Below are 18,772 nucleotides of genomic sequence, written 5' to 3' on the forward strand. Positions count from 1 at the left end.
TGCGCGCTTGCTCGCCCTGCGCGATCATGGTCCAGGCCGGCGGACAGGTCAAGCGAATTGGGACGACGCTCCGCCGCACCGTGACGGAGCGCCGCGCACCGCTGCAGCGCAGCATTTCCATCGCCCTCCGCAAGCGGACACTCGCGGACACTCGCGGACAGTCCGGCGGACACTTAAACGGACACTCCAGCCATGCCGTTCGCCGCAAAAGCAGCGGCTTTCAACATGATTACTCGTGGCACAAAATTTGCCTATCTCGTTCCTTAATCCGGCGCTAATATTGCTAAACCGGCGGAAACGGCGGCGGATATTCAGGTGTAGTGCAAAGCAACGAGCGGTAACGAAGTAGTTCCAGCTAGAAGAGCAAATAAAAAGCAGAACCCCGGGCGACCGGCCCGCAATCTAATCCTTGCTGTTACGTTTTTGGAGATACGATGGAACGACGTGCATTCCTCAATGTTAGTAGTCTGGCCCTGGGCACGATGCTGCTGCCCGCCTTCGGTCGCGCAATCGCGGCGGAAGAACTGCTCAAGCCAGTCGCCCTGCAATTCAAGAAAATGCTGGCCGATACCGCGCTGACCGCGGCGACCCAGGCCGGCGCTTCCTACTGCGACGTACGCGTAGGCCGCTACCTGAACCAGTTCATCACCACCCGCGACCTGAACGTCGAGAACGTGGTCAACACGGAATCGGCCGGTGTCGGCGTGCGCGTGATCGCCGGCGGCGCCTACGGCTTCGCCGCCACCAACGACATGACGCCGGACGGCGTCGCCAGCGCCGCGCGCCAGGCCGTCGCCATCGCCAAGGCCAACGCCAAGCTGCAGACCGAGCCGGTCATCCTGGCCCCGGTCAAGGGCGTGGGCGAAGTGGCGTGGGCCACGCCCATCGTCAAGGACTGGCGCACCGTCGCCATCAAGGAGAAGGCCGACCTGCTGATCGCCGCCAACAAGGCCGGCATGGAAGGCGGCGCCAGCTTCATGCAGTCGCTGCTGTTCCAGGTGAACCAGCAGAAGTACTTCGCCTCCACCGACGGTTCCTACATCGACCAGGACCTGCACCGCCTGTGGATGCCGGTGTTCGCCACCGCCGTCGACCAGAAGACCAACAAGTTCCGCTCGCGCCAGGGCTTGTCGTCGCCGGTCGGCATGGGCTACGAATATCTGGACGCCCGTCCGGAGCACAAGATCAAGGCGGCCGGCGGCGTGACCACGCTGTACACCAAGTCCTACGACCTGATCGAAGATGCGCGCGCGGCCGGCAAGCAGGCCAAGCAGAAGCTGACCGCCAAGTCGGTCGAGCCGGGCAAGTACGACCTGGTGCTGTCGCCGGAACACATGTGGCTGACCATCCACGAATCCGTCGGCCACCCGACCGAGCTCGATCGCGTGCTGGGCTACGAGGCCAACTACGCCGGCACCAGCTTCGCCACGCTGGACAAATGGCAGTCGAAGAAATTCAAGTACGGTTCGGACATGGTCAACATCGTCGCCGACAAGACCACTCCTGGCTCGCTGGCCAACGTCGGCTACGACGACGAAGGCGTCAAGTGCAAGCGCTGGGACATCATCAAGGACGGCATCCTGGTCAACTACCAGGCCACCCGCGACCAGGCCCACATCATCGGCGAGAAGGAATCGCACGGCTGCTCGTACGCGGACAACTGGAGCAGCGTGCAGTTCCAGCGCATGCCCAACGTCTCGCTGCAGGCGGGCAAGAAGAAGCTGACCCCGGACGAGATGGTCAAGGACGTCAAGAAGGGCATCTACATCGTCGGCGACGGTTCCTTCTCGATCGACCAGCAGCGCTACAACTTCCAGTTCGGCGGCCAGCTGTTCTACGAAATCAAGAACGGTAAGATCGGCGAGATGCTGGAAGACGTGGCCTATCAGTCGAATACCCAGGAGTTCTGGAATGCCTGCGCCGGTCTGTGCGACGAGCGCGATTGGCGCATGGGCGGTTCCTTCTTTGACGGCAAAGGCCAGCCTTCGCAGGTGTCGGTGGTGTCCCACGGCGCCAGCACGGCGCGCTTCAACGGCATCAACGTCATCAACACCGCACGCAAAATCGGCTAAGCCCTGGAGACCACGAGATGAAGAATTTGAGTCAAGACGAAGCAAAACGTATTTGCGACAAGGTGCTGTCGCTGTCGAAGGGCGACCAGTGCGAGGTGAACATCACCGGCAGCCGCAAGGGCAATATCCGCTACGCGCGCAACGCCGTGTCGACCGCCGGCTTGATCGAGGACACGCAGCTGATCGTGTCGGTCGCCTTCGGCAAGAAGCAGGGCATCGCCACCATCAACGAGTTTGACGACAAGTCGCTGGAAAAAGCCGTGCGCCGCGCGGAAGACCTGGCCCGCCTGGCGCCGGAAAATCCGGAGTTCGTGGCCACGCCGGCCAAGCAGCAATACAAGGCCAGCGACACCTTCTCGCAGAAGACCGCCGACATCGATCCTGAATTCCGCGCCCAGGTCGCGGCCTACAGCATCGAGAACAGCAAGAAGAACAAGCTGGTGGCAGCGGGCTTCTTCAGCGACACCTCGTCCTTCACCGCCATCGCCAACTCCAACGGCGTGTTCGGCTACCAGCAGGACACGGGCCTGGACTTCACCGTGACCGTGCGCACCGAAGACGGCCGCGGTTCGGGCTGGGTCAAGCGCAGCGTCGGCGACGTCAGCAAGTTCGACGCGCGCGAAGCGTCCAACGTGGCGATTGAAAAGGCGCTGCGCTCGGTGGACGCCAAGGCGCTGGAACCGGGCCGCTACACCGTGATCCTGGAACCGGCCGCAACCTCGGACCTGCTGGGCTATATGTTCAACGGTTTCGATGCGCGCCAGGCCGACGAAGGCCGCAGCTTCCTGTCGAAGAAGGGCGGCGGCAACCGCCTGGGCGAGAAGCTGTTCGACGAGCAGGTCAACGTCTGGACCGACCCGTGGGACAAGGATGTGGCGGTGCTGCCGTGGGACGGCCAGAACATGCTGGCCCGCGAGCGCATGGACATCATCAAGGGCGGCAAGATCGCCAACCTGGATTACTCGCGTTTCTGGGCGCAGAAGCAGGGCAAGCGCGCCGTCGGCTCGCCGGGCAACATCATCATGGCCGGCACCAACAAGTCGACCGAGGAGCTGATCGCCAATACCAAGAAGGGCGTGCTGGTTACCCGCACCTGGTACATCCGCATGGTCGATCCGCAGTCGGTGCTGCTGACCGGCTTGACGCGCGACGGCACCTTCTACATCGAGAACGGCAAGATCAAGCATCCGATCAAGAACTTCCGCTTTAACGAAAGCCCGGTGACGATGTTGAACAACATCGAGGAACTGGGCCGGCCGGAGATCCTGTCGGGTGACGAGTCGCAGTACCAGCTGCTGATACCGGCGATGCGGGTACGCGACTTCAACTTCACGTCGCTGTCCGACGCGGTTTAAAGCACCAAGGGGCCGGACTAGTTCCGGCCCTGTTACATTTTTCAGGGAGTTAATGTGGAACGACGTTCATTTCTAAAAGTTAGTGCGGCCGCCGGTGGCAGCCTGCTGATACCGGTCTTCGGCAACGCCATCGCGGCCGAAGAGCTGCTCAACCCCGTAGCCGTGCAGTTCAAGAAATCGCTGGCCGACGCCGCGATGAACGCCGCCACCAAGGCCGGCGCCAGTTACTGCGACGTGCGCATCGGCCGCTACCTGAACCAGTTCCTCACCACGCGCGACCTGAACGTGGAAAACATCGTCAACACCGAATCCTCCGGCGTCGGCGTGCGCGTGATCGCCAACGGCGCCTACGGCTTCTGCTCGACCAACGTCATGACGCTGGATTCGGTGGCAGCCGCCGCGCGCCAGGCCGTCGCCATCGCGCGCGCCAACGCCAAGCTGCAAACCGAGCCTGTGGTGCTGGCGCCTGTCAAAGGCGTGGGCGAAGTGGCGTGGGCCACGCCGTTCAAGAAGGACTGGCGCACGGTGCCCATCAAGGAAAAGGCCGAGATGCTGATCGCCGCCAACAAGGCCGGCCTGGACGCGGGCGCCAGCTTCATGTCGTCCAACCTGTTCCAGGTGAACCAGCAGAAGTACTTCGCCTCCACCGACGGCTCCTACATCGACCAGGACATCCACCGTCTGTGGTCGCCGCTGACCGCCACCGCCGTCGACAAGGCCACCAACCGCTTCCGCACGCGCGACGGTTTGTCGTCGCCGGCCAGCATGGGCTATGAATTCTTCGATGCGAAAGAGTCCAACAAGGTCAAGGCCGCCGGCAACGTCACCACGCTGTACAAGGGCGCTTACGATCTGATCGAGGATGCGCGCGCCGCCGGCCGCCAGGCCCGCGAAAAGCTGACCGCGAAAACCGTCGAACCGGGCAAGTACGATCTGGTGCTGTCGCCGGAACACCTGTTCCTGACCATCCACGAATCGGTCGGCCACGCCACCGAGCTGGATCGCGTGCTGGGCTACGAGGCCAACTACGCCGGCACCAGCTTCGCCACGCTGGACAAGTGGAAGAGCAAGAACTTCAAGTACGGTTCGGAGATGGTCAACATCGTCGCCGACAAGACCACCCCGGGCTCGCTGGGCTGCGTGGGCTACGACGACGAAGGCGTGGCCTCCAAGCGCTGGGACCTGATCCGCAACGGCATCCTGGTCAACTACCAGGCCACGCGCGACCAGGCGGCCATCATCGGCGAGAAGGAATCGCACGGCTGCTCCTACGCGGACAGCTGGAGCAGCGTGCAGTTCCAGCGCATGCCCAACGTGTCGCTGGAAGCGGGCAAGAAGCCGCTGACGCCGGACGATATGGTCAAGGACATCAAGAAGGGCATCTACATCCTGGGCCGCGGCTCGTACTCGATCGACCAGCAGCGCTACAACTTCCAGTTCGGCGGCCAGCTGTACTTCGAGATCAAGAACGGCAAGATCACCAACCAGCTGGAGGACGTGGCTTACCAGTCCAACACGCAGGAATTCTGGAACGCCTGCTCTGCGCTGTGCGATGAACGCGACTGGCGCATGGGCGGCTCCTTCTTCGATGGCAAGGGCCAGCCTTCGCAGGTCAGCGCCGTGTCGCACGGTTCGCCGACCACGCGCTTCAACGGCATCAGCGTCATCAACACCGCTCGCAAGATAGGATAAACAATGAAGATGCTGAATCAGGAAGAAGCAAAACGCATTTGCGACAAGGTGATGTCGCTGTCCAAGGCCGACGAATGCCGCGTGCAGATCAGCGGCGCCCGCAACGGCAATATCCGCTACGCGCGCAACGCGGTGTCGACCGCCGGCCTGACCGAGAACACGCAGCTGAGCATCAGCGTGGCCTTCGGCAAGCGCCAGGGCACGGCCTCGATCAATGAGTTCGACGACAAGTCGCTGGAAAAAGCCGTGCGCCGCGCCGAAGACGTGGCGCGCCTGGCGCCGGAGAATCCGGAGTTCCAGCCGGCGATCAAGAAGCAGGAATACAAAACCTCGGCCACCTACAGCGAGGCCACGGCCGCCATCGATCCCGAATACCGCGCCGAAGTGGCTGCCGCCAGCATCAACGCCTGCCGCAAGCAGGGCCTGGTGGCTGCGGGCTTCTTCAGCGACACCACCGGCTTTGAAACGGTGGCCAATTCGAACGGCGTGTTCGGCTATCAGACGCTGAGCAATCTGGGCTTCACCGTCACCACCCGCACCGAAGACGGCCGCGGTTCCGGCTGGGCCACGCGCTCGGCCAACGATGCGAAGAAGTTCGATGCCCGCGAGGCGTCCGAGATCGCGATCGAGAAAGCGCTGAAATCGGTGGAGGCCAAGGCGCTGGAGCCGGGCCGCTACACGGTGATCCTGGAGCCGGCGGCGACGTCGGAAATCATCGGCCGCATGTTCGGCGCCTTCGATGCGCGCCAGGCCGACGAAGGCCGCAGCTTCCTGTCGAAGAAGGGCGGCGGCAACCGCCTGGGCGAGAAGCTGTTCGACGAGCAGGTCAACGTCTGGGCCGATCCGTGGGACAAGGATGTGCCGGTGCTGGCCTGGGACGGTTCGTCGATGCTGGCGCGCGAGCGCACGGATGTCATTAAGAACGGCAAGATCGAATCGCTGGACTACACCCGCTACTGGGCGGAGAAGCAGGGCAAGCGCGCTGCGGGCCGTCATGGCAACATGATCATGGCGGGCGGCGGCAAGTCGACCGAGGAGCTGATCGCGTCGACCAAGAAGGGCGTGCTGGTCACGCGCACCTGGTACATCCGCATGGTCGATCCGCAGTCGGTGCTGCTGACCGGCTTGACGCGCGACGGCACCTTCTACATCGAGAACGGCAAGATCAAGCATCCGATCAAGAACTTCCGCTTCAACGAAAGCCCGGTGTCGATGCTGAACAATATCGAGGAGCTGGGCAAGCCGGTGGTGATCGGCGGCGACGAAGTGCGCTTCCAGATGCTGATCCCGCCGATGAAGGTACGCGACTTTAACTTCACCTCCTTGTCGGACGCGGTTTAAAGGCGAGGTTGTGGCCAACTACGATTTTTATTTCACCCGCCTGACTTACGAGTCGGGCGACTGGGATGTCGATATCCGCATGCCGAGCAACGTGCTCAACTCGCTGGTCGAATACACGACCTTGCGGGTTGATCCCGTTGAGCGCATCGTCGCGCTGTCCGATCCGAAGATGCTGGAGGCGCCGTTCTGCTATTTCGCCGGCCACAAGCTGGTGCAGTTCACGCCGGCCGAGCGCAAGAACCTGGAGCGCTACATCAAGGGCGGCGGCTTCCTGTTCGTGGACGACTGCAACCACGATATCGATGGTCTGTTCGCCAAATCGTTCGAGGCCGAAATCGCCCGTATCTTCGGGCCGAAGGCGCTGCACAAGATACCGAATACGCATCCGGTGTATTCGAGCTTCTTCCATTTCGACGGTCCGCCCAACACCAGCGTGGAGCTCAACGGCTGGGGCGACGATCTGGTGCACGACTACCTGAAGGCGGTGGAAGTCGGCGGCCGCGTGCGGCTTTTGTACAGCAACAAGGACTACGGCTGCGAGTGGGACTACGACTTCCGCAACAAGCGGTGGCTGGTGGTCGATAACACCCGCTTCGCGGTCAATATCATTCAATATGCGTTGGGAGCTTGATCTTGGATAGTGCAATCGCCTGGAGCGAAAATGAAATCGGCGCGCTGAGCGCCAAGGTGGCGGCGCTGAAGGCGAGCATGTCCCGTGTGATCATCGGGCAGGAAAACGTGATCGATTCGCTGATCATCTGTTTGCTGGCCGGCGGCCATGCGCTGGTGGAGGGCGTGCCGGGACTGGGCAAGACGCTGCTGGTGAAGTCGCTGTCGCAGGCGACGGACATGGACTTCCACCGCGTGCAGTTCACGCCGGACCTGATGCCGTCGGATATCGTTGGCACCGAGATCCTGGAAGAAGACCATGCGACGCGCAAGCGCGAGTTCCGCTTCCAGCAAGGGCCGGTGTTCACGCAGGTGCTGCTGGCGGACGAGATCAACCGCGCGCCGCCGAAGACGCAGTCGGCGCTGCTGGAGGCGATGCAGGAACGCAGCGTGACCTTCGCCGGGCAGACGCACAAGCTGCCCAAGCCTTTCTTCGTGCTGGCGACGCAGAATCCGATCGAGCAGGCCGGTACTTATCCGCTGCCGGAAGCGCAGCTGGACCGCTTCCTGCTGCGCATCGACGTGGTGTATCCGACCGAGGAAGAAGAGATCGCGATGGTTTCCGCCACCACCCACGCCGGCCTGAAAGATGCGGACCCGGTGATGGACGTGGAGACCCTGCTGCGCTTGCAGCAGCTGGTGCGCGACATCGAGATCGGCGACCATCTGCTGGCCTATGCGACGCGCCTGGTGCGCGCCACGCGCCCGGCGTTGACGACGGTGCCTGCGGTGAAGAAGCATGTAGGCTGGGGCGCGGGACCGCGCGCGGGGCAGGCGCTGGTGCTGGCCTCAAAGGCGCGCGCGCTGATGCACAACCGCCTGGCCGTCACACGCGAGGACATCGCCGAGATGCTGCTGCCGGTGCTGGCGCATCGCGTGATCCGCAACTTCGAGGCGGAAGCGGACGGTGTAGCGATTGCCGACATCCTGCTGGCGCTGCGCGAGCATATACGCCCGGAATAACAGGCCGCGATGCAATCGACCTTTAAACCGTCCGCCGCCACCATGACGGCGATGATGGCGCAGACCAAGGATTTGGAGCTGGTGATCCGTCACGTGCTGGCGGGGCTGGGCCATGGCCTGCATGCGGGCCGCGAGCGCGGCGCCGGCGTGGAGTTTTCCGAGTACCGGGCCTATGCGCCGGGCGACGAGTGGCGCCGCGTGGACTGGAAGCTGCTGGCGCGTGCGGACCGCTACTTCGTCCGCGAGGCGGAGCGCGACAGCCATGTCGCCACCTGGCTATGGCTGGACGCCAGCGCGTCGATGGCGGAGCCCAGCCGCGATATCAACGGTGTCGACAAGCTGTGGTTCGCGCGCACCGTGCTGGCCTGTGTGGCGGCCATCGCGCAGCGGCAGGGCGACGCGTTCGGGCTGGTGGTGTGCAGCGGCGGCAAGGTCGAGTTCACGCAAGCCTCACGCGGACCGCGCCAGTTGCAGCGCGTGCTGGCGCAGCTGGCCAAGGCCAAGCCGGAAGGCAGTCTGCCAAGCGCCGAGGTGCTGAAGGCGAACCTGCATTTCGCGCGCTCGCCGAGTTTGATATTCGCGGCCAGCGATTTCCTGGACTGGCCGTCGCCGCTGAGCGAGGCGCTGCTGCGCTTGCGCAGTCTGCGGCATGACGTGCGCCTGCTGACGTTGCGCACGCAGGCGGAGGTGGATGCCAGCTTCCGCGCCGGTGCGGCGTATCGCGATCCCGAGTTGAGCGACGGCCTGCATCGTATGACCAATGCGGACCGTGACAGTTACAGGCAGCAGAGCCGTGCGCACTTCGATGCGGTGGCGACCAGCTGCCGTCAAAACAATATCGTCCACTACGAGGCGCGTATCGAGCAGCCTTTGGGCGGCGTGCTGCGCAGCTGGTTGCAGCTGGCGGGAGCGCGCGCAAAATGATGATGGGTTGTCGATGCTGAGTTCTTATCCATTCTGGTGGCTTGCGTTGCCGGTGTTGCTGTTGCCGGTGTGGTGGCATCGCCAGAAGCGTCAACGTCTGAAGGCCGAGCCGCTGGCGACGGCGCGCTTCCTGCCGTCGGCCGCGCCGGAGCAGCTGCGCGTGTGGCAGTGGCGGGATCGCCTGCTGTTGCTGGTGCGCTGTCTGATGCTGGTGGCGTTGATCGCCTGGCTGGCGGCGACCATCTTCCCGTGGCGCGGCGATACCGTGCTGCTGGATGCTGGCGCCGACAAGGCGTGGGCGGAGCAGCAGATCGCCGCCGCCGGCATGGGCGCGGCGCAGCGCATCGAGCTGCCGCCGCATGGCCTGCAATGGCTGCGCCAGCACGAACGCGATTGGCGCCCCGGCGCGCGTCTGCTGATCGTCGCCCGCGCCGACCAGGTAGCGATGCCGGCCCGCGTGCCGCAATTCAGCCACCAAGTAGACATGCGTACCAAGCTGCTGACCGCCGCTGCGCCGACCGCTGCAGCGTCGGCGCCGACGCCGGCCGGACGCCACATCGTGCTGGCGGGCGCACAGGAGCAGGGCGTCGCGTGGCGCTCGCTGTTCGCCGCCTTCGACCGCGCTGGCGACGGCGCGATCCGCTACACGCTCACTGCCGAACCAAGCGCCAAGACCGAATTGATCGTCTGGGACTTCACCGCCGCGCCACCCGCCGGCTGGCACGCCCCGCACTGGTGGCTTACCACCGCAACCGCCTTCCCCGAACTGGCCAACGCCTCCACGCTGACCATCAACGGCCTCACGCTGAAATACGCCGACTCCCCGCGTGGCCGCCTATGGCTCTCCGACGCCTGGCCCCCACGCGACGCCGACACCGCGCGCTCCATCTACGAAACCTGGCAGCAGCTCAAAGCCGCCCCCGCACCGGCCTACCCGATGCCATCGCAAACCCTGGCCGCCGCCCGCAGCGCGCCGCCCGCCATCACCGACGCCAAGCCCGCCACCTGGCTCGCGCTAGCCCTGCTCGCGCTGTTTTTACTCGAACGGATACTGACCCATGTACGGCGAAACTAAAACCCTGCGCCGCCGCCTGTGGACCGCCGTGCTGCGCCGGCGCGTACCGCAATGGCTAGCCGCGCTGGCGCCGCTGGTCATCGCCCTGATCCTGCTGCACGCCGCCCGCCCACTGGTGATCGCCGCGATACTGCCATGGACCGTCTGGGTCGCCGCAGACATCTACCGCTGGCGTTGGCGTCTCAAGCGCGAGTGGACCTCCTGGCTGGACGCCGCCATCCCCGCACTGGAAGACAGCAGCACCCTGCTGGCCGCCGACGCTACCACGCCCATCGCCAAGCTCCAGCAGGAACGCCTGCGCGCCCGCCTGGCCTCCGCGCTGGGCGACGACGACTACCGCAGCATCGCCCGCACCCGCGTGCGCGTCGGCATCCTGCCTGTGCTGCTCAGCCTTGCCGCAGCAGGCGCCGCATGGGGCTACCACGGCAAGCAGATCGCCACCGTGCCAGCCTCAGACAGCCAGACAGCAAAAGCCATCGTCGACGGTGAAATCTACCTGAGCGTTACGCCGCCGGCCTACACCGGCGTCAAGTCATTCGAAACCGCCGCCCGCGACCTCCAGGTGCCGCAATTCTCCGAAGTGCGCTGGTGCGTGCGCAATCCGAGCGGCGCGCAGCCTGCGGTGGAACTGGGCGACGGCCAGACCCTGCCCGTCACCGAAGCCTGCGCCGTCAAGCGTGTCGAAGAATCGCTGTTCTGGCGCGCACGCGGCAAGAACGGCACGCGCTACAACATCCGCGTCACGCCCGACCAGGCGCCGCAAGTCACCATCATCGAACCGACCGAGTTGATACACATCCTGTCCAAGGATGCCAAGACCGTGCAGATCGCCGTCACCGCCCGCGACGACTACGCCATCGTCCGCGCCAGCCTGCACATGACGCTGGCGCGCGGCAGCGGCGAGAACATCCGCTTCAGCGACCGCGAAGTGCCGCTGCCGCAATCGCCGGACCCCAAAGTCCGCAACTGGAAAAAGCAGTGGACGCTGACGGAACTGGGCATGGAACCCGGCGACGAGTTGTACTTCTTCGTCCGCGCCACCGACAACTCACCTGATAATCCGCACACCACCCAATCGCCGACCTACACGCTGCGCCTGCCTGCGCCGGAAGCGGAGAGCCTGGAATCGACCGCCTTGCCGTCCATGGCCAAGCCCGAGAACCTGCGCAGCCAGCGCCAGATCATCATCGACACCGAACAGCTGGTGGCCGATATGCAGGCCCACCCCAACATGCCCGCCGCCACAGTGCGCGCCCGCAGCGAAGCCATCGCCTCGGACCAGGCCAAGCTGCGGCTGCGCTACGGCCAGTTCCTCGGCGAGGAATCGAGCCTGTTCGGCGACGAGCATGACCACGAAGGCGAGGAACACCACGGCGCCAGTCCGGTATTCGGCAGCGAGATGTCGGTGCTGAAGGAGTTCGGCCACGCGCACGACCAGGAAGACAACGCCACCATCTTCGACCCCAAGACCAAGGCGGTGTTGAAGCGCGCCTTGTCGGCGATGTGGGATGCCGAGAAATCGCTGCGTGCGATAAGCCCCAAACCCGCGCTGCCACCCGAGTACAAGGCGCTCGACGCGATCAAGGAACTGCAGGCGGCGGAGCGCATCTACCTGCACCGCACGGCCTTCGTTCCTCCCGCTTTGAAGGAAGAGAAGCGCATGAGCGGCGACATCGTCGGCGTGTTGAGCTACAAGCGCGCGCAAGGTGCGGCGGACAACACGGTGCCGGCTGAGGTGCGCGAACTGGTGCAGGCCCTGTCGCAGGACGGCGCGTTGCCGGCCCTGTGGAGCAAGGCGGCGCGTGACACCATCGTCGCCCGCATCGTCGACCAGGAACAGAAATTGAGCGCCCAGCGCGCAGTGCAGGATGTGCAGGATGGCTGCGCCGCCTGCCGTGGTGAACTGCGGGCCTGGTTGCGTGGCACGCTGACGGATGCACCGGTGCTGCTGCAGGCGCGGCCTTCGACGGATACGCCGTTCCGTCAGGCCTGGAGCGGCAAGGAGCAACAGAAATGATGGACATGGATTTCACAGCCGCTGTCGTCACCGCGCCGGCAGTCGTACCACTTGCCGCGCTGGCAGCCGGAATGGCCGGCGCCGTGCTGTATGGCCGCAAGCGCAAATGGATAGACGCCGCATTGATCGTCGCGGCGTCGGCATCGCTGGCCGTCGCGCTGGCGGATATCCGTTTGCCTCAAGCGGGCGACAACATTGTGGCCGTGGCGACCGATGCATCCGGCGGCATCAGCGACGTGTCCTTGCTCGCGATTCCGCGTGCGCAGTCGATCGCATTGAGCGGCGACGGCCTGCGCGAGGCGGAGTGGCGCGATCTTCCAGCACGCCGCGTGCAATGGAAGCCAGCCGCCGCCGATCTGCTGTGGCTGGACTTTCCGCGCTCGATGTCGCTCGGCCGCATCTTCACGCTGACGGTGCGGCGCGGACAGGCGCAAGCCGGTTGGCGCTTGCAGCTGCTGGCCGAGAACAAGCAGGTGCTGGCGGATTCCCAGATCGCCGCCACGGCTACGTCGCAACTGAGCGTTCAGTGGCTGCCGCCGGTGGCGGAGGCCATGGTGTTGCAGGCACGCTTGCTCGACGGCGCCGGCAAGGTGATTGCGCAAGGTCCGGTGCCGTTGCAGGTGAAGGACGCGTTGCCATTGCAGATACAGGGCCGCTTCGATGCCCCTTCGTTCGATGCCCGTGCCTTGAACCAGCTGCTGGCCGACGGCAGCGCGATACTGGACTGGAACGTTACGCTCGGCAAAGCCGTGGCGCGCAGCGAGACCGCGCGCGCACCGTTGACGGCGCCGAATGCGGTGTTTGTCGATGCGGCGTATGTCGAGCATATGAACCCGTCGGCACGCAGCGCCTTGCTGGCGCAGACGCGGCAGGGCGTGCCGTTAGTTGTACTGGGTTCCAACGCCGCCGATGCGGGGATGTGGCAGCGCGAGTTCGGCCTGCGTCTGCGTCCGCAATCGCCGACCACGGAGAAGGAAGATACGCGCCAGTTCACCGTCGCCGGTGCTGTGCTGGCGATGCCGCCTGCGGGGCTGAATCCGGACGATAACACCGCCGCGCCTTGGTCCGTCGTGGCGCGTGATGGCAAGAAGCTGCCGTGGCTGTGGCAGCGCGATTTGCAGCAAGGGCGCGTGGTGTGGGTGGGCGTGTCGGACTGGCACCGTTATGCGATCAGCTCACCGCAGGCATTGGCCTTGTGGTGGCAAGGTGCGATGGACAGCATCGCGCTGGCCAGCGTGCAGAAGACGGGCTGGCAGATGGTCGATCCGATGCCGTTACCCGGCTTGCGCAGCGAGATTTGCGCGCAGGGAGTGAAGGCTGGCACGGCGTTGGACGTGATGGGCGCCGCGCAGCTTCAGTTGCAGCCGCGCGCGGACAAGGCGGAAGCGGCATGCGCCGCGCTGTGGCCGCAGAAGGCCGGATGGATGACCTTCAAGGCGGCCGGCGTCGCGGAGCCGGGCTTGGAGTATGTGTATGCCCGCACCGATTGGCCGGCCTGGCAGAGGGCGCTGCGCCGCGACGCCACCGCGCTGTACGCCGCACGAGCGGGTGCCCCGGACCGCACCGTCGAAGCCGCCCAGCCACCAAGCCGTCCGGTACCGGTTGCACCGTTCGCCGTATTGTTCGCGTTGTCCATGCTGGGCCTGTGGTGGCGCGAGCAGCGTCGCTGACTTGCCTAGCGTGTGAGCCAGCTGGAAACCGCCTTGACGTAACGCGGCATGATCACATACACCATCAGCCACACGGTCAGCGCGGACGCGGACAGCTGCACCAAGGCCGATGGCAGGCCCCAGCTGCCGGTCAGCATGCGCAGGACGGCCGGAACCATTTGGGTCAGCGGATAGATGGCCGACAGCGTCAAGAGAAACTGTTTATACGGTTTCGCTTGCGGGCCGGTATAGGCTGGCGTGAACCACAATCCCATGCCCGCCCGTACGCGCTCCTCGCGCAGCAGCAGCGGCCGAAGCTCCTCCACCAGTTGGCGGCGCCGTTCCGATCCCACCCAGTCCTGCAACTGCGCGTGGGTGTCGAAATGCACCAGCAAAGTGTAGGTCGTATCGCGGCCCTTCGGCCGCATCACCGCGACACCCTGGAAGCCAGTGTAGCGTTGGCATTCCAGGGTGACGTTGGCGACCCAGGCTTCGTACTGCGTCCTGGCCGCCGGCGCCACCGCGTGCTGCACCAGCAGCGCGGCCTGGTCTGCCGCGCCCTGGCTCATAGGTTGGTGAAGGCGATGTGCTTGGACTCCAGGAAGTCGTCGATCGACGTCATGCCGTTCAGTCGCCCCTGACCCGACTGCTTGTAGCCGCCTTCCTCGAACTCATCGAACACCTGCGCCCAGTCGTTGATCCAGATCGTGCCAGCCTTGATCTTGCGGGCCACGCGCAACGAGCGTTTGGTGTCGCGCGTCCAGATGGCTGCGGCCAGGCCGTACTCGCTGTCGTTGGCCAGCGCCAGGGCTTCCTGCTCGCTGTCGAACACCTGCAGCGTCATCACCGGGCCGAAGGTTTCCTCCTGCACGATAGGCAGCTTGGCGTCGCAGACTTCCAGCAGCGTAGGGCGGTAGAAGGCGCCGGCGGCAAGCGGGCCTTCGTTGACAGGGCCGCCGCGCAGCAGTACCTTGGCGCCGGCAGCGATGGCACGGTTCACCACCGCATCGACGCGCGCCACGTTGGCCTTGTCGATCAGCGGGCCCATGTCGCTGTCCGCATCGGCGGCAGGGCCGACACGCACCGCCTCCAGCCGTGCCGCGAGACGCTCGCGCACCTGTTGCGCGATGTCGCGGTGCACCAGCAAGCGCGAACTGGTCATGCAGAACTGGCCAGCGAACACGGTCAGCGATTTCTCGATTACCGGCAGCGCCGCATCCAGATCGGCATCGTCGAACAGCAGGTGCGGCGTCTTGCCGCCCAGTTCCAGGCCGAAGCGCTTGAGCTGCTGCGCGCCCACGGCCGATATGGCCTGGCCGGTGCGGGTGGAACCGGTGAAGCTGATGACGGGAACGTCCGGCGACGCCACCATCAGCTTGGCGCCTTCCGCGCCGGACTCGGTGAACATATTGATCACGCCACGCGGCAGCGATGGCGCTTCCGACATGATGCGCGCCACCAGCGCGTTGACCTGCGCCGTCTGGCTCGGCATCTTGATGACCACCGTGGTGCCCGCCGCCAGCGCAGGCGCCAGCGAGCGTACCATCAGAATCACCGGTGAATTCCACGGCACCATTATGCCGGCCACGCCGACCGGCTCGCGCAGCAGCACGGAGACCGCGTTGGGGCGCGGCGAACCGCTGCGGCCCAATTCGGTGCGCGCCAGCGCGCCCGCGAAGCGCAGCTTGGACGGCACCATGTCGACTTCAAAGCCGGCTTCCGGCTTGATCTTGCCGTTCTCCGTTGCCAGCAGTTCGATCAGCGTTTCGCGGTGGCGTTCGAAGGATGCCGCCAGTTCTTCCAGCACGCGGGCGCGCAGGATCGCGTCCTCCGCCCAGGCGCTCTGTTCGAAAGCCTGGCGGGCTGCCGTGATGGCCAGCGCCGCTTCGTGTGCGCCGCCGTCGGCGTAGGTGCCGATCACGCCGCCGGTGGCGGGGTTGTACGACTCGCGGATATCGTCGGAGCTTAGCCATTCGCCGTTGATCCAGTGACGGGCCAGCGTGTTGTGTTCAGGTTTGTTCATGATCGTTCTCGGTGAGGTCAGAAGAAACGCGCGGCCGCGTGTTCGGCGATCGCGATGGTGGTGATGTTGGTGGCGACCGACACGGTGTCCGGGAAAATCGAAGCGTCCACCACGCGCAGGCCGGTCACGCCGCGCACGCGGCATTCGAGGTCCAGCACCGCATGTGGATCGCCATCGAGGCCCATCGGCACGGTGGATGTCGGATGGTGATAGGTGTCCAGCGTGCCGAGCATGGAGCGTTCGATGGCGCTGTCATCCTGGGCATCCGCGCCCGGCGCCAGCTCGCTGTGCACCAGCGCGGACAGCGGAGCGGTCTGGCCCAGCTTGCGCGCCAGCTTCACGCCTTCCAGCAGGCGCGCGCGGTCGCCCGCGTCGGCCAGGAAGTTCAGGTCGATAGATGGTGCGGCCAGCGGATCGCGCGTGGTGATGCGGAACTTGCCTACCGATTGCGGCAGCGTCAGCGCCACCGCCAGCACGAAGCCCACTTTGGTGGGGCTGAATTCATGCGGGAACAGGTGGGTGGCGGTGATGTGCAGATCCAGCTCGCCAGGCTTGGCCAGGCTGCTGCGGGTCCACAGCTTGGCGCCGATGGCGGGCGACTGTGCGCCGATGGTTTCCGGCTTGGCGGCGTAGGCGTTGTAGTAGAACGGGTGGTCCTTCAGGCGCTGGCCCACCGGCAGGTCGGCCACCGACGGAATGTCCAGGGCTTCCAGTTCTTTCGCGGGACCGACGCCGGAGCGCAGCAGGATGGCCGCGCTGCCGTAGGTGCCGGCGCTGAGCACCACTTGCTTCGCTTTGATGACCTGACCATCTGCCAGGCGCACGCCGACCGCTTGCGTGCCGTCGAACAGTACGCGGTCGACCGTGACGCCACCCTGCACGCGCAGGTTGGCGCGGGCGCGCACGCTGTTGCCAAGGTAAGCCATGCCGGTGTTGACGCGCACGCCGTTGACGACGTTCATGCGGTACGGACCAACGCCGTGCGGGTCCGCGCCGTCGAAATCGGAGACGGCCGCGTAGCCGGCGGCGAGGGCCGCGTCGGTGAAGGCTTGCTGCATCGGCGTGGTGTCCGCACGCGTCAGCTGGCGCACCGGCAGCGGGCCGCCCTGGCCGTGCAGGTCGGTGGCGCCGCCGTCGCTGTCTTCCAGCCGTTTGAAGGATGGCAGCAGATCGTCATAGGACCAGCCGGGCAGGTTCCAGTTCTGGAAGTCGCTGGCGCGGGCGCGGATGGCGACGGCGCCGTTGATGCCGGAGCTGCCGCCCAGGACTTTGCCGCGCAGGGCGCCGACCGGATGGCGGATGTAGCCTGGCTCGGTCTTGTAGCCCCATTCGTGATCCTGGTCGCCGCCTAGCCGGTCGCTGCTGCTGATGACTGCGGGGTAGTCCCATGCCGCGTGGGCCGGGCCGGCTTCCAGCAGCAGCACGCTGCGGTCGGGGCGTTCGCTCAGGCGCGAGGCCAGCACGGCGCCGGCCGAGCCGCCGCCGACCACCAGGATGTCGACGATGTCGTTCAAAACTTTTAGGGAAGAGAGGGAAGTCATGGCTGTGGTGGAGGTCTGTGGTTAGCCGAACAGTTTGGCGGCGGTCTGGGCGACGACTTCGCCCTGGTGGCGGGCGCCGGCCAGGTCGATGGCGCTGGGCTGGCGCGAGCCGTCGTTGCCGGCGATGGTGCCGGCGCCGTACGGCGAGCCGCCGACGATTTCCGCCGACGTGGATTGGCCTGCGTGCGTGTACGGCATGCCGACGATGACCATACCGAAGTGCAGCAGGTTGGTGATCACGGAGAACAGCGTCTGCTCATGGCCGCCATGCTGGGTGCCGGTGGAGGTGAAGGCTGCGCCGACCTTGCCCGTGAAGGCGCCGCGCGCCCACATGCCGCCGGTCTGGTCGAGGAAGGCCGCCATCTGCGACGCCATGCGGCCGTAGCGGGTGGGCGTGCCGATGATGATGGCGTCGTAGTGTTCCAGCTCGGCGGCGGTGGCCACCGGTGCGATCTGGTCCAGTTTGAAGTGGCCGCGCTGCGCCACTTCCACCGGCACCGTTTCCGGCACGCGCTTGACATCGACCGTGGCGCCGGCCGCACTGGCGCCTTCGGCGATGGCATGCGCCATCTGTTCGAGATGTCCGTAGGACGAGTAGTAAAGTACCAAAACCTTGGCCATGAAAATTCCTGTGTCAGTTATTGGGAGATGCCGGCCGCTTGCAGGATCACCTGCGCCACCTCGGCCGGGTGCGAGCGGTGCGCGACGTGGCTGGCTTGCAGGCTGGTGGTCTTGGCCTTGATGCGGCTGGCCAGCACGCGTTGCAGCTCGGGCGGGATCATGCGGTCCTGCTCACTGACGATGTAGAACGACGGCTTGGTGGTCCAGGCGGCGGTGCTGATGCGGTCTTCGAAAGCCTTGGCCTGGATCGCGCCTTGGGTGGCGGCCATCACTTTGGTGACGTCGGCCGGCAGGTCTTGTGCGAAGGCGGTGCTCATGCCCTTGGCCGTCAGCGACAGGTAGTCGTGCGCGTCCTTGACGAATTCGCGCTGGCCTTGCGATGGCGGGTAGTCCTTGCCCAATTCGCCGGTGCTTTGGCCGCTGCCCGGCGCGAAAGCGGCGACATACACCAGCGCCGCTACTTTGGCGTGGGTGCCGGCTTCGGTGATGACGCTGCCGCCCCACGAGTGGCCGACCAGGATCACTTTGCCCGGCGCGGCGTCGATGGAGCGGCGGGTTGCTGCGGCGTCGCCGGCCAGCGAATCGAGGCTGTTCTGCACCGCTTGTACGTGCAGGCCTTTGGCTTGCAGCAGCGGGATCACTTGCGCCCAGTCGGAGCCGTCGGCGAAGGCGCCGTGCACCAGTACGACCGAGGTAGGTGCAGCGGAGGTCTGGGCTTGTGCGCCCAGTGCGGAAGTGGCCAGTACGGCCGTGGCGATTGCTTTACGCAGCATGTTTGTTCTCCTGATGTGATGGTGACTGTGGTGGTTGTGGTGGGTAGTGCTTCGGTA

At 65.4% G+C, this 18,772-nt stretch carries 15 protein-coding genes; 10 read left to right on the forward strand and 5 right to left on the reverse strand.

The genetic code is table 11. The features are described from left to right. Window positions 1–434: 434 nt before the first annotated feature. The 10 genes from GEV01_RS23285 to GEV01_RS23330 are packed head-to-tail and all read left to right on the forward strand — an operon-like array spanning window position 435 to window position 13,778. A complete protein-coding gene (locus tag GEV01_RS23285) occupies window positions 435–2,072 on the forward strand; it encodes a TldD/PmbA family protein (RefSeq protein ID WP_152807871.1) in 1,638 nt (545 codons plus the stop codon). 17 nt (window positions 2,073–2,089) lie between these two features. Next, complete coding sequence (locus tag GEV01_RS23290) at window positions 2,090–3,427, forward strand: TldD/PmbA family protein (RefSeq protein ID WP_152807872.1); 1,338 nt, start codon at window positions 2,090–2,092, stop codon at window positions 3,425–3,427. Window positions 3,428–3,481: 54 nt separating this feature from the next. Next, on the forward strand, window positions 3,482–5,119 hold the full coding sequence (locus GEV01_RS23295; protein ID WP_328595603.1) for a TldD/PmbA family protein: 1,638 nt from the start codon (window positions 3,482–3,484) through the stop codon (window positions 5,117–5,119). Window positions 5,120–5,122: 3 nt separating this feature from the next. Continuing rightward, window positions 5,123–6,460, forward strand: a complete 1,338-nt coding sequence (locus GEV01_RS23300; protein ID WP_070272373.1) for a TldD/PmbA family protein — start codon at window positions 5,123–5,125, stop codon at window positions 6,458–6,460. A 10-nt stretch (window positions 6,461–6,470) separates the two neighbouring features. Further along, window positions 6,471–7,091: a DUF4159 domain-containing protein gene (locus tag GEV01_RS23305; RefSeq protein WP_008444191.1), complete on the forward strand. Its 621-nt coding sequence runs from the start codon at window positions 6,471–6,473 to the stop codon at window positions 7,089–7,091. A gap of 2 nt (window positions 7,092–7,093) precedes the next feature. Then, entirely contained in the window at window positions 7,094–8,092 is a 999-nt protein-coding gene (locus tag GEV01_RS23310) for an AAA family ATPase (protein WP_152807873.1), read from the forward strand. 9 nt (window positions 8,093–8,101) lie between these two features. Next, on the forward strand, window positions 8,102–9,016 hold the full coding sequence (locus GEV01_RS23315) for a DUF58 domain-containing protein (RefSeq protein WP_152807874.1): 915 nt from the start codon (window positions 8,102–8,104) through the stop codon (window positions 9,014–9,016). A 13-nt stretch (window positions 9,017–9,029) separates the two neighbouring features. Continuing rightward, window positions 9,030–10,091, forward strand: coding sequence for a BatA domain-containing protein (locus tag GEV01_RS23320; protein ID WP_152807875.1), 1,062 nt, complete (start codon window positions 9,030–9,032; stop codon window positions 10,089–10,091). After that, window positions 10,075–12,108, forward strand: coding sequence for a DUF4175 family protein (locus GEV01_RS23325; protein WP_152807876.1), 2,034 nt, complete (start codon window positions 10,075–10,077; stop codon window positions 12,106–12,108). The genes GEV01_RS23320 and GEV01_RS23325 overlap by 17 nt, the downstream gene beginning before the upstream one ends. Then, entirely contained in the window at window positions 12,105–13,778 is a 1,674-nt protein-coding gene (locus tag GEV01_RS23330; RefSeq protein WP_152807877.1) for a hypothetical protein, read from the forward strand. The genes GEV01_RS23325 and GEV01_RS23330 overlap by 4 nt, the downstream gene beginning before the upstream one ends. A 5-nt stretch (window positions 13,779–13,783) precedes the next feature. Here the strand turns inward: GEV01_RS23330 and GEV01_RS23335 are convergent, their stop codons facing one another. The 5 genes from GEV01_RS23335 to GEV01_RS23355 are packed head-to-tail and all read right to left on the reverse strand — an operon-like array spanning window position 13,784 to window position 18,715. Further along, window positions 13,784–14,326 carry an antibiotic biosynthesis monooxygenase gene (locus GEV01_RS23335; RefSeq protein WP_152807878.1) on the reverse strand — a complete coding sequence of 181 codons (543 nt, stop codon included), beginning with the start codon at window positions 14,324–14,326 and terminating at the stop codon, window positions 13,784–13,786. After that, on the reverse strand, window positions 14,323–15,780 hold the full coding sequence (locus tag GEV01_RS23340; protein WP_152807879.1) for an aldehyde dehydrogenase family protein: 1,458 nt from the start codon (window positions 15,778–15,780) through the stop codon (window positions 14,323–14,325). The genes GEV01_RS23335 and GEV01_RS23340 overlap by 4 nt, the downstream gene beginning before the upstream one ends. A gap of 17 nt (window positions 15,781–15,797) precedes the next feature. Next, a complete protein-coding gene (locus tag GEV01_RS23345) occupies window positions 15,798–17,321 on the reverse strand; it encodes a GMC family oxidoreductase (protein ID WP_152807880.1) in 1,524 nt (507 codons plus the stop codon). A gap of 21 nt (window positions 17,322–17,342) precedes the next feature. After that, window positions 17,343–17,942: an NAD(P)H:quinone oxidoreductase gene (gene wrbA / locus GEV01_RS23350; protein WP_152807881.1), complete on the reverse strand. Its 600-nt coding sequence runs from the start codon at window positions 17,940–17,942 to the stop codon at window positions 17,343–17,345. Window positions 17,943–17,959: 17 nt separating this feature from the next. Next, complete coding sequence (locus GEV01_RS23355; protein ID WP_152807882.1) at window positions 17,960–18,715, reverse strand: alpha/beta fold hydrolase; 756 nt, start codon at window positions 18,713–18,715, stop codon at window positions 17,960–17,962. Window positions 18,716–18,772 lie beyond the last annotated feature (57 nt).

Source organism: Rugamonas rivuli (genome assembly GCF_009380165.1).
GTDB classification, from domain to species: domain Bacteria; phylum Pseudomonadota; class Gammaproteobacteria; order Burkholderiales; family Burkholderiaceae_D; genus Rugamonas; species Rugamonas rivuli.

What these genes read in the sequence shown, in the direction of transcription:
- wrbA (WP_152807881.1), bottom strand. Translation starts at nt 17,942, where the DNA reads ATGGCCAAGGTTTTGGTACTTTACTACTCGTCCTACGGACATCTCGAA.
- GEV01_RS23325 (WP_152807876.1), top strand. Translation starts at nt 10,075, where the DNA reads ATGTACGGCGAAACTAAAACCCTGCGCCGCCGCCTGTGGACCGCCGTG.
- GEV01_RS23345 (WP_152807880.1), bottom strand. Translation starts at nt 17,321, where the DNA reads ATGACTTCCCTCTCTTCCCTAAAAGTTTTGAACGACATCGTCGACATC.
- GEV01_RS23335 (WP_152807878.1), bottom strand. Translation starts at nt 14,326, where the DNA reads ATGAGCCAGGGCGCGGCAGACCAGGCCGCGCTGCTGGTGCAGCACGCG.
- GEV01_RS23285 (WP_152807871.1), top strand. Translation starts at nt 435, where the DNA reads ATGGAACGACGTGCATTCCTCAATGTTAGTAGTCTGGCCCTGGGCACG.
- GEV01_RS23330 (WP_152807877.1), top strand. Translation starts at nt 12,105, where the DNA reads ATGATGGACATGGATTTCACAGCCGCTGTCGTCACCGCGCCGGCAGTC.
- GEV01_RS23320 (WP_152807875.1), top strand. Translation starts at nt 9,030, where the DNA reads ATGCTGAGTTCTTATCCATTCTGGTGGCTTGCGTTGCCGGTGTTGCTG.
- GEV01_RS23340 (WP_152807879.1), bottom strand. Translation starts at nt 15,780, where the DNA reads ATGAACAAACCTGAACACAACACGCTGGCCCGTCACTGGATCAACGGC.
- GEV01_RS23290 (WP_152807872.1), top strand. Translation starts at nt 2,090, where the DNA reads ATGAAGAATTTGAGTCAAGACGAAGCAAAACGTATTTGCGACAAGGTG.
- GEV01_RS23315 (WP_152807874.1), top strand. Translation starts at nt 8,102, where the DNA reads ATGCAATCGACCTTTAAACCGTCCGCCGCCACCATGACGGCGATGATG.
- GEV01_RS23300 (WP_070272373.1), top strand. Translation starts at nt 5,123, where the DNA reads ATGAAGATGCTGAATCAGGAAGAAGCAAAACGCATTTGCGACAAGGTG.
- GEV01_RS23355 (WP_152807882.1), bottom strand. Translation starts at nt 18,715, where the DNA reads ATGCTGCGTAAAGCAATCGCCACGGCCGTACTGGCCACTTCCGCACTG.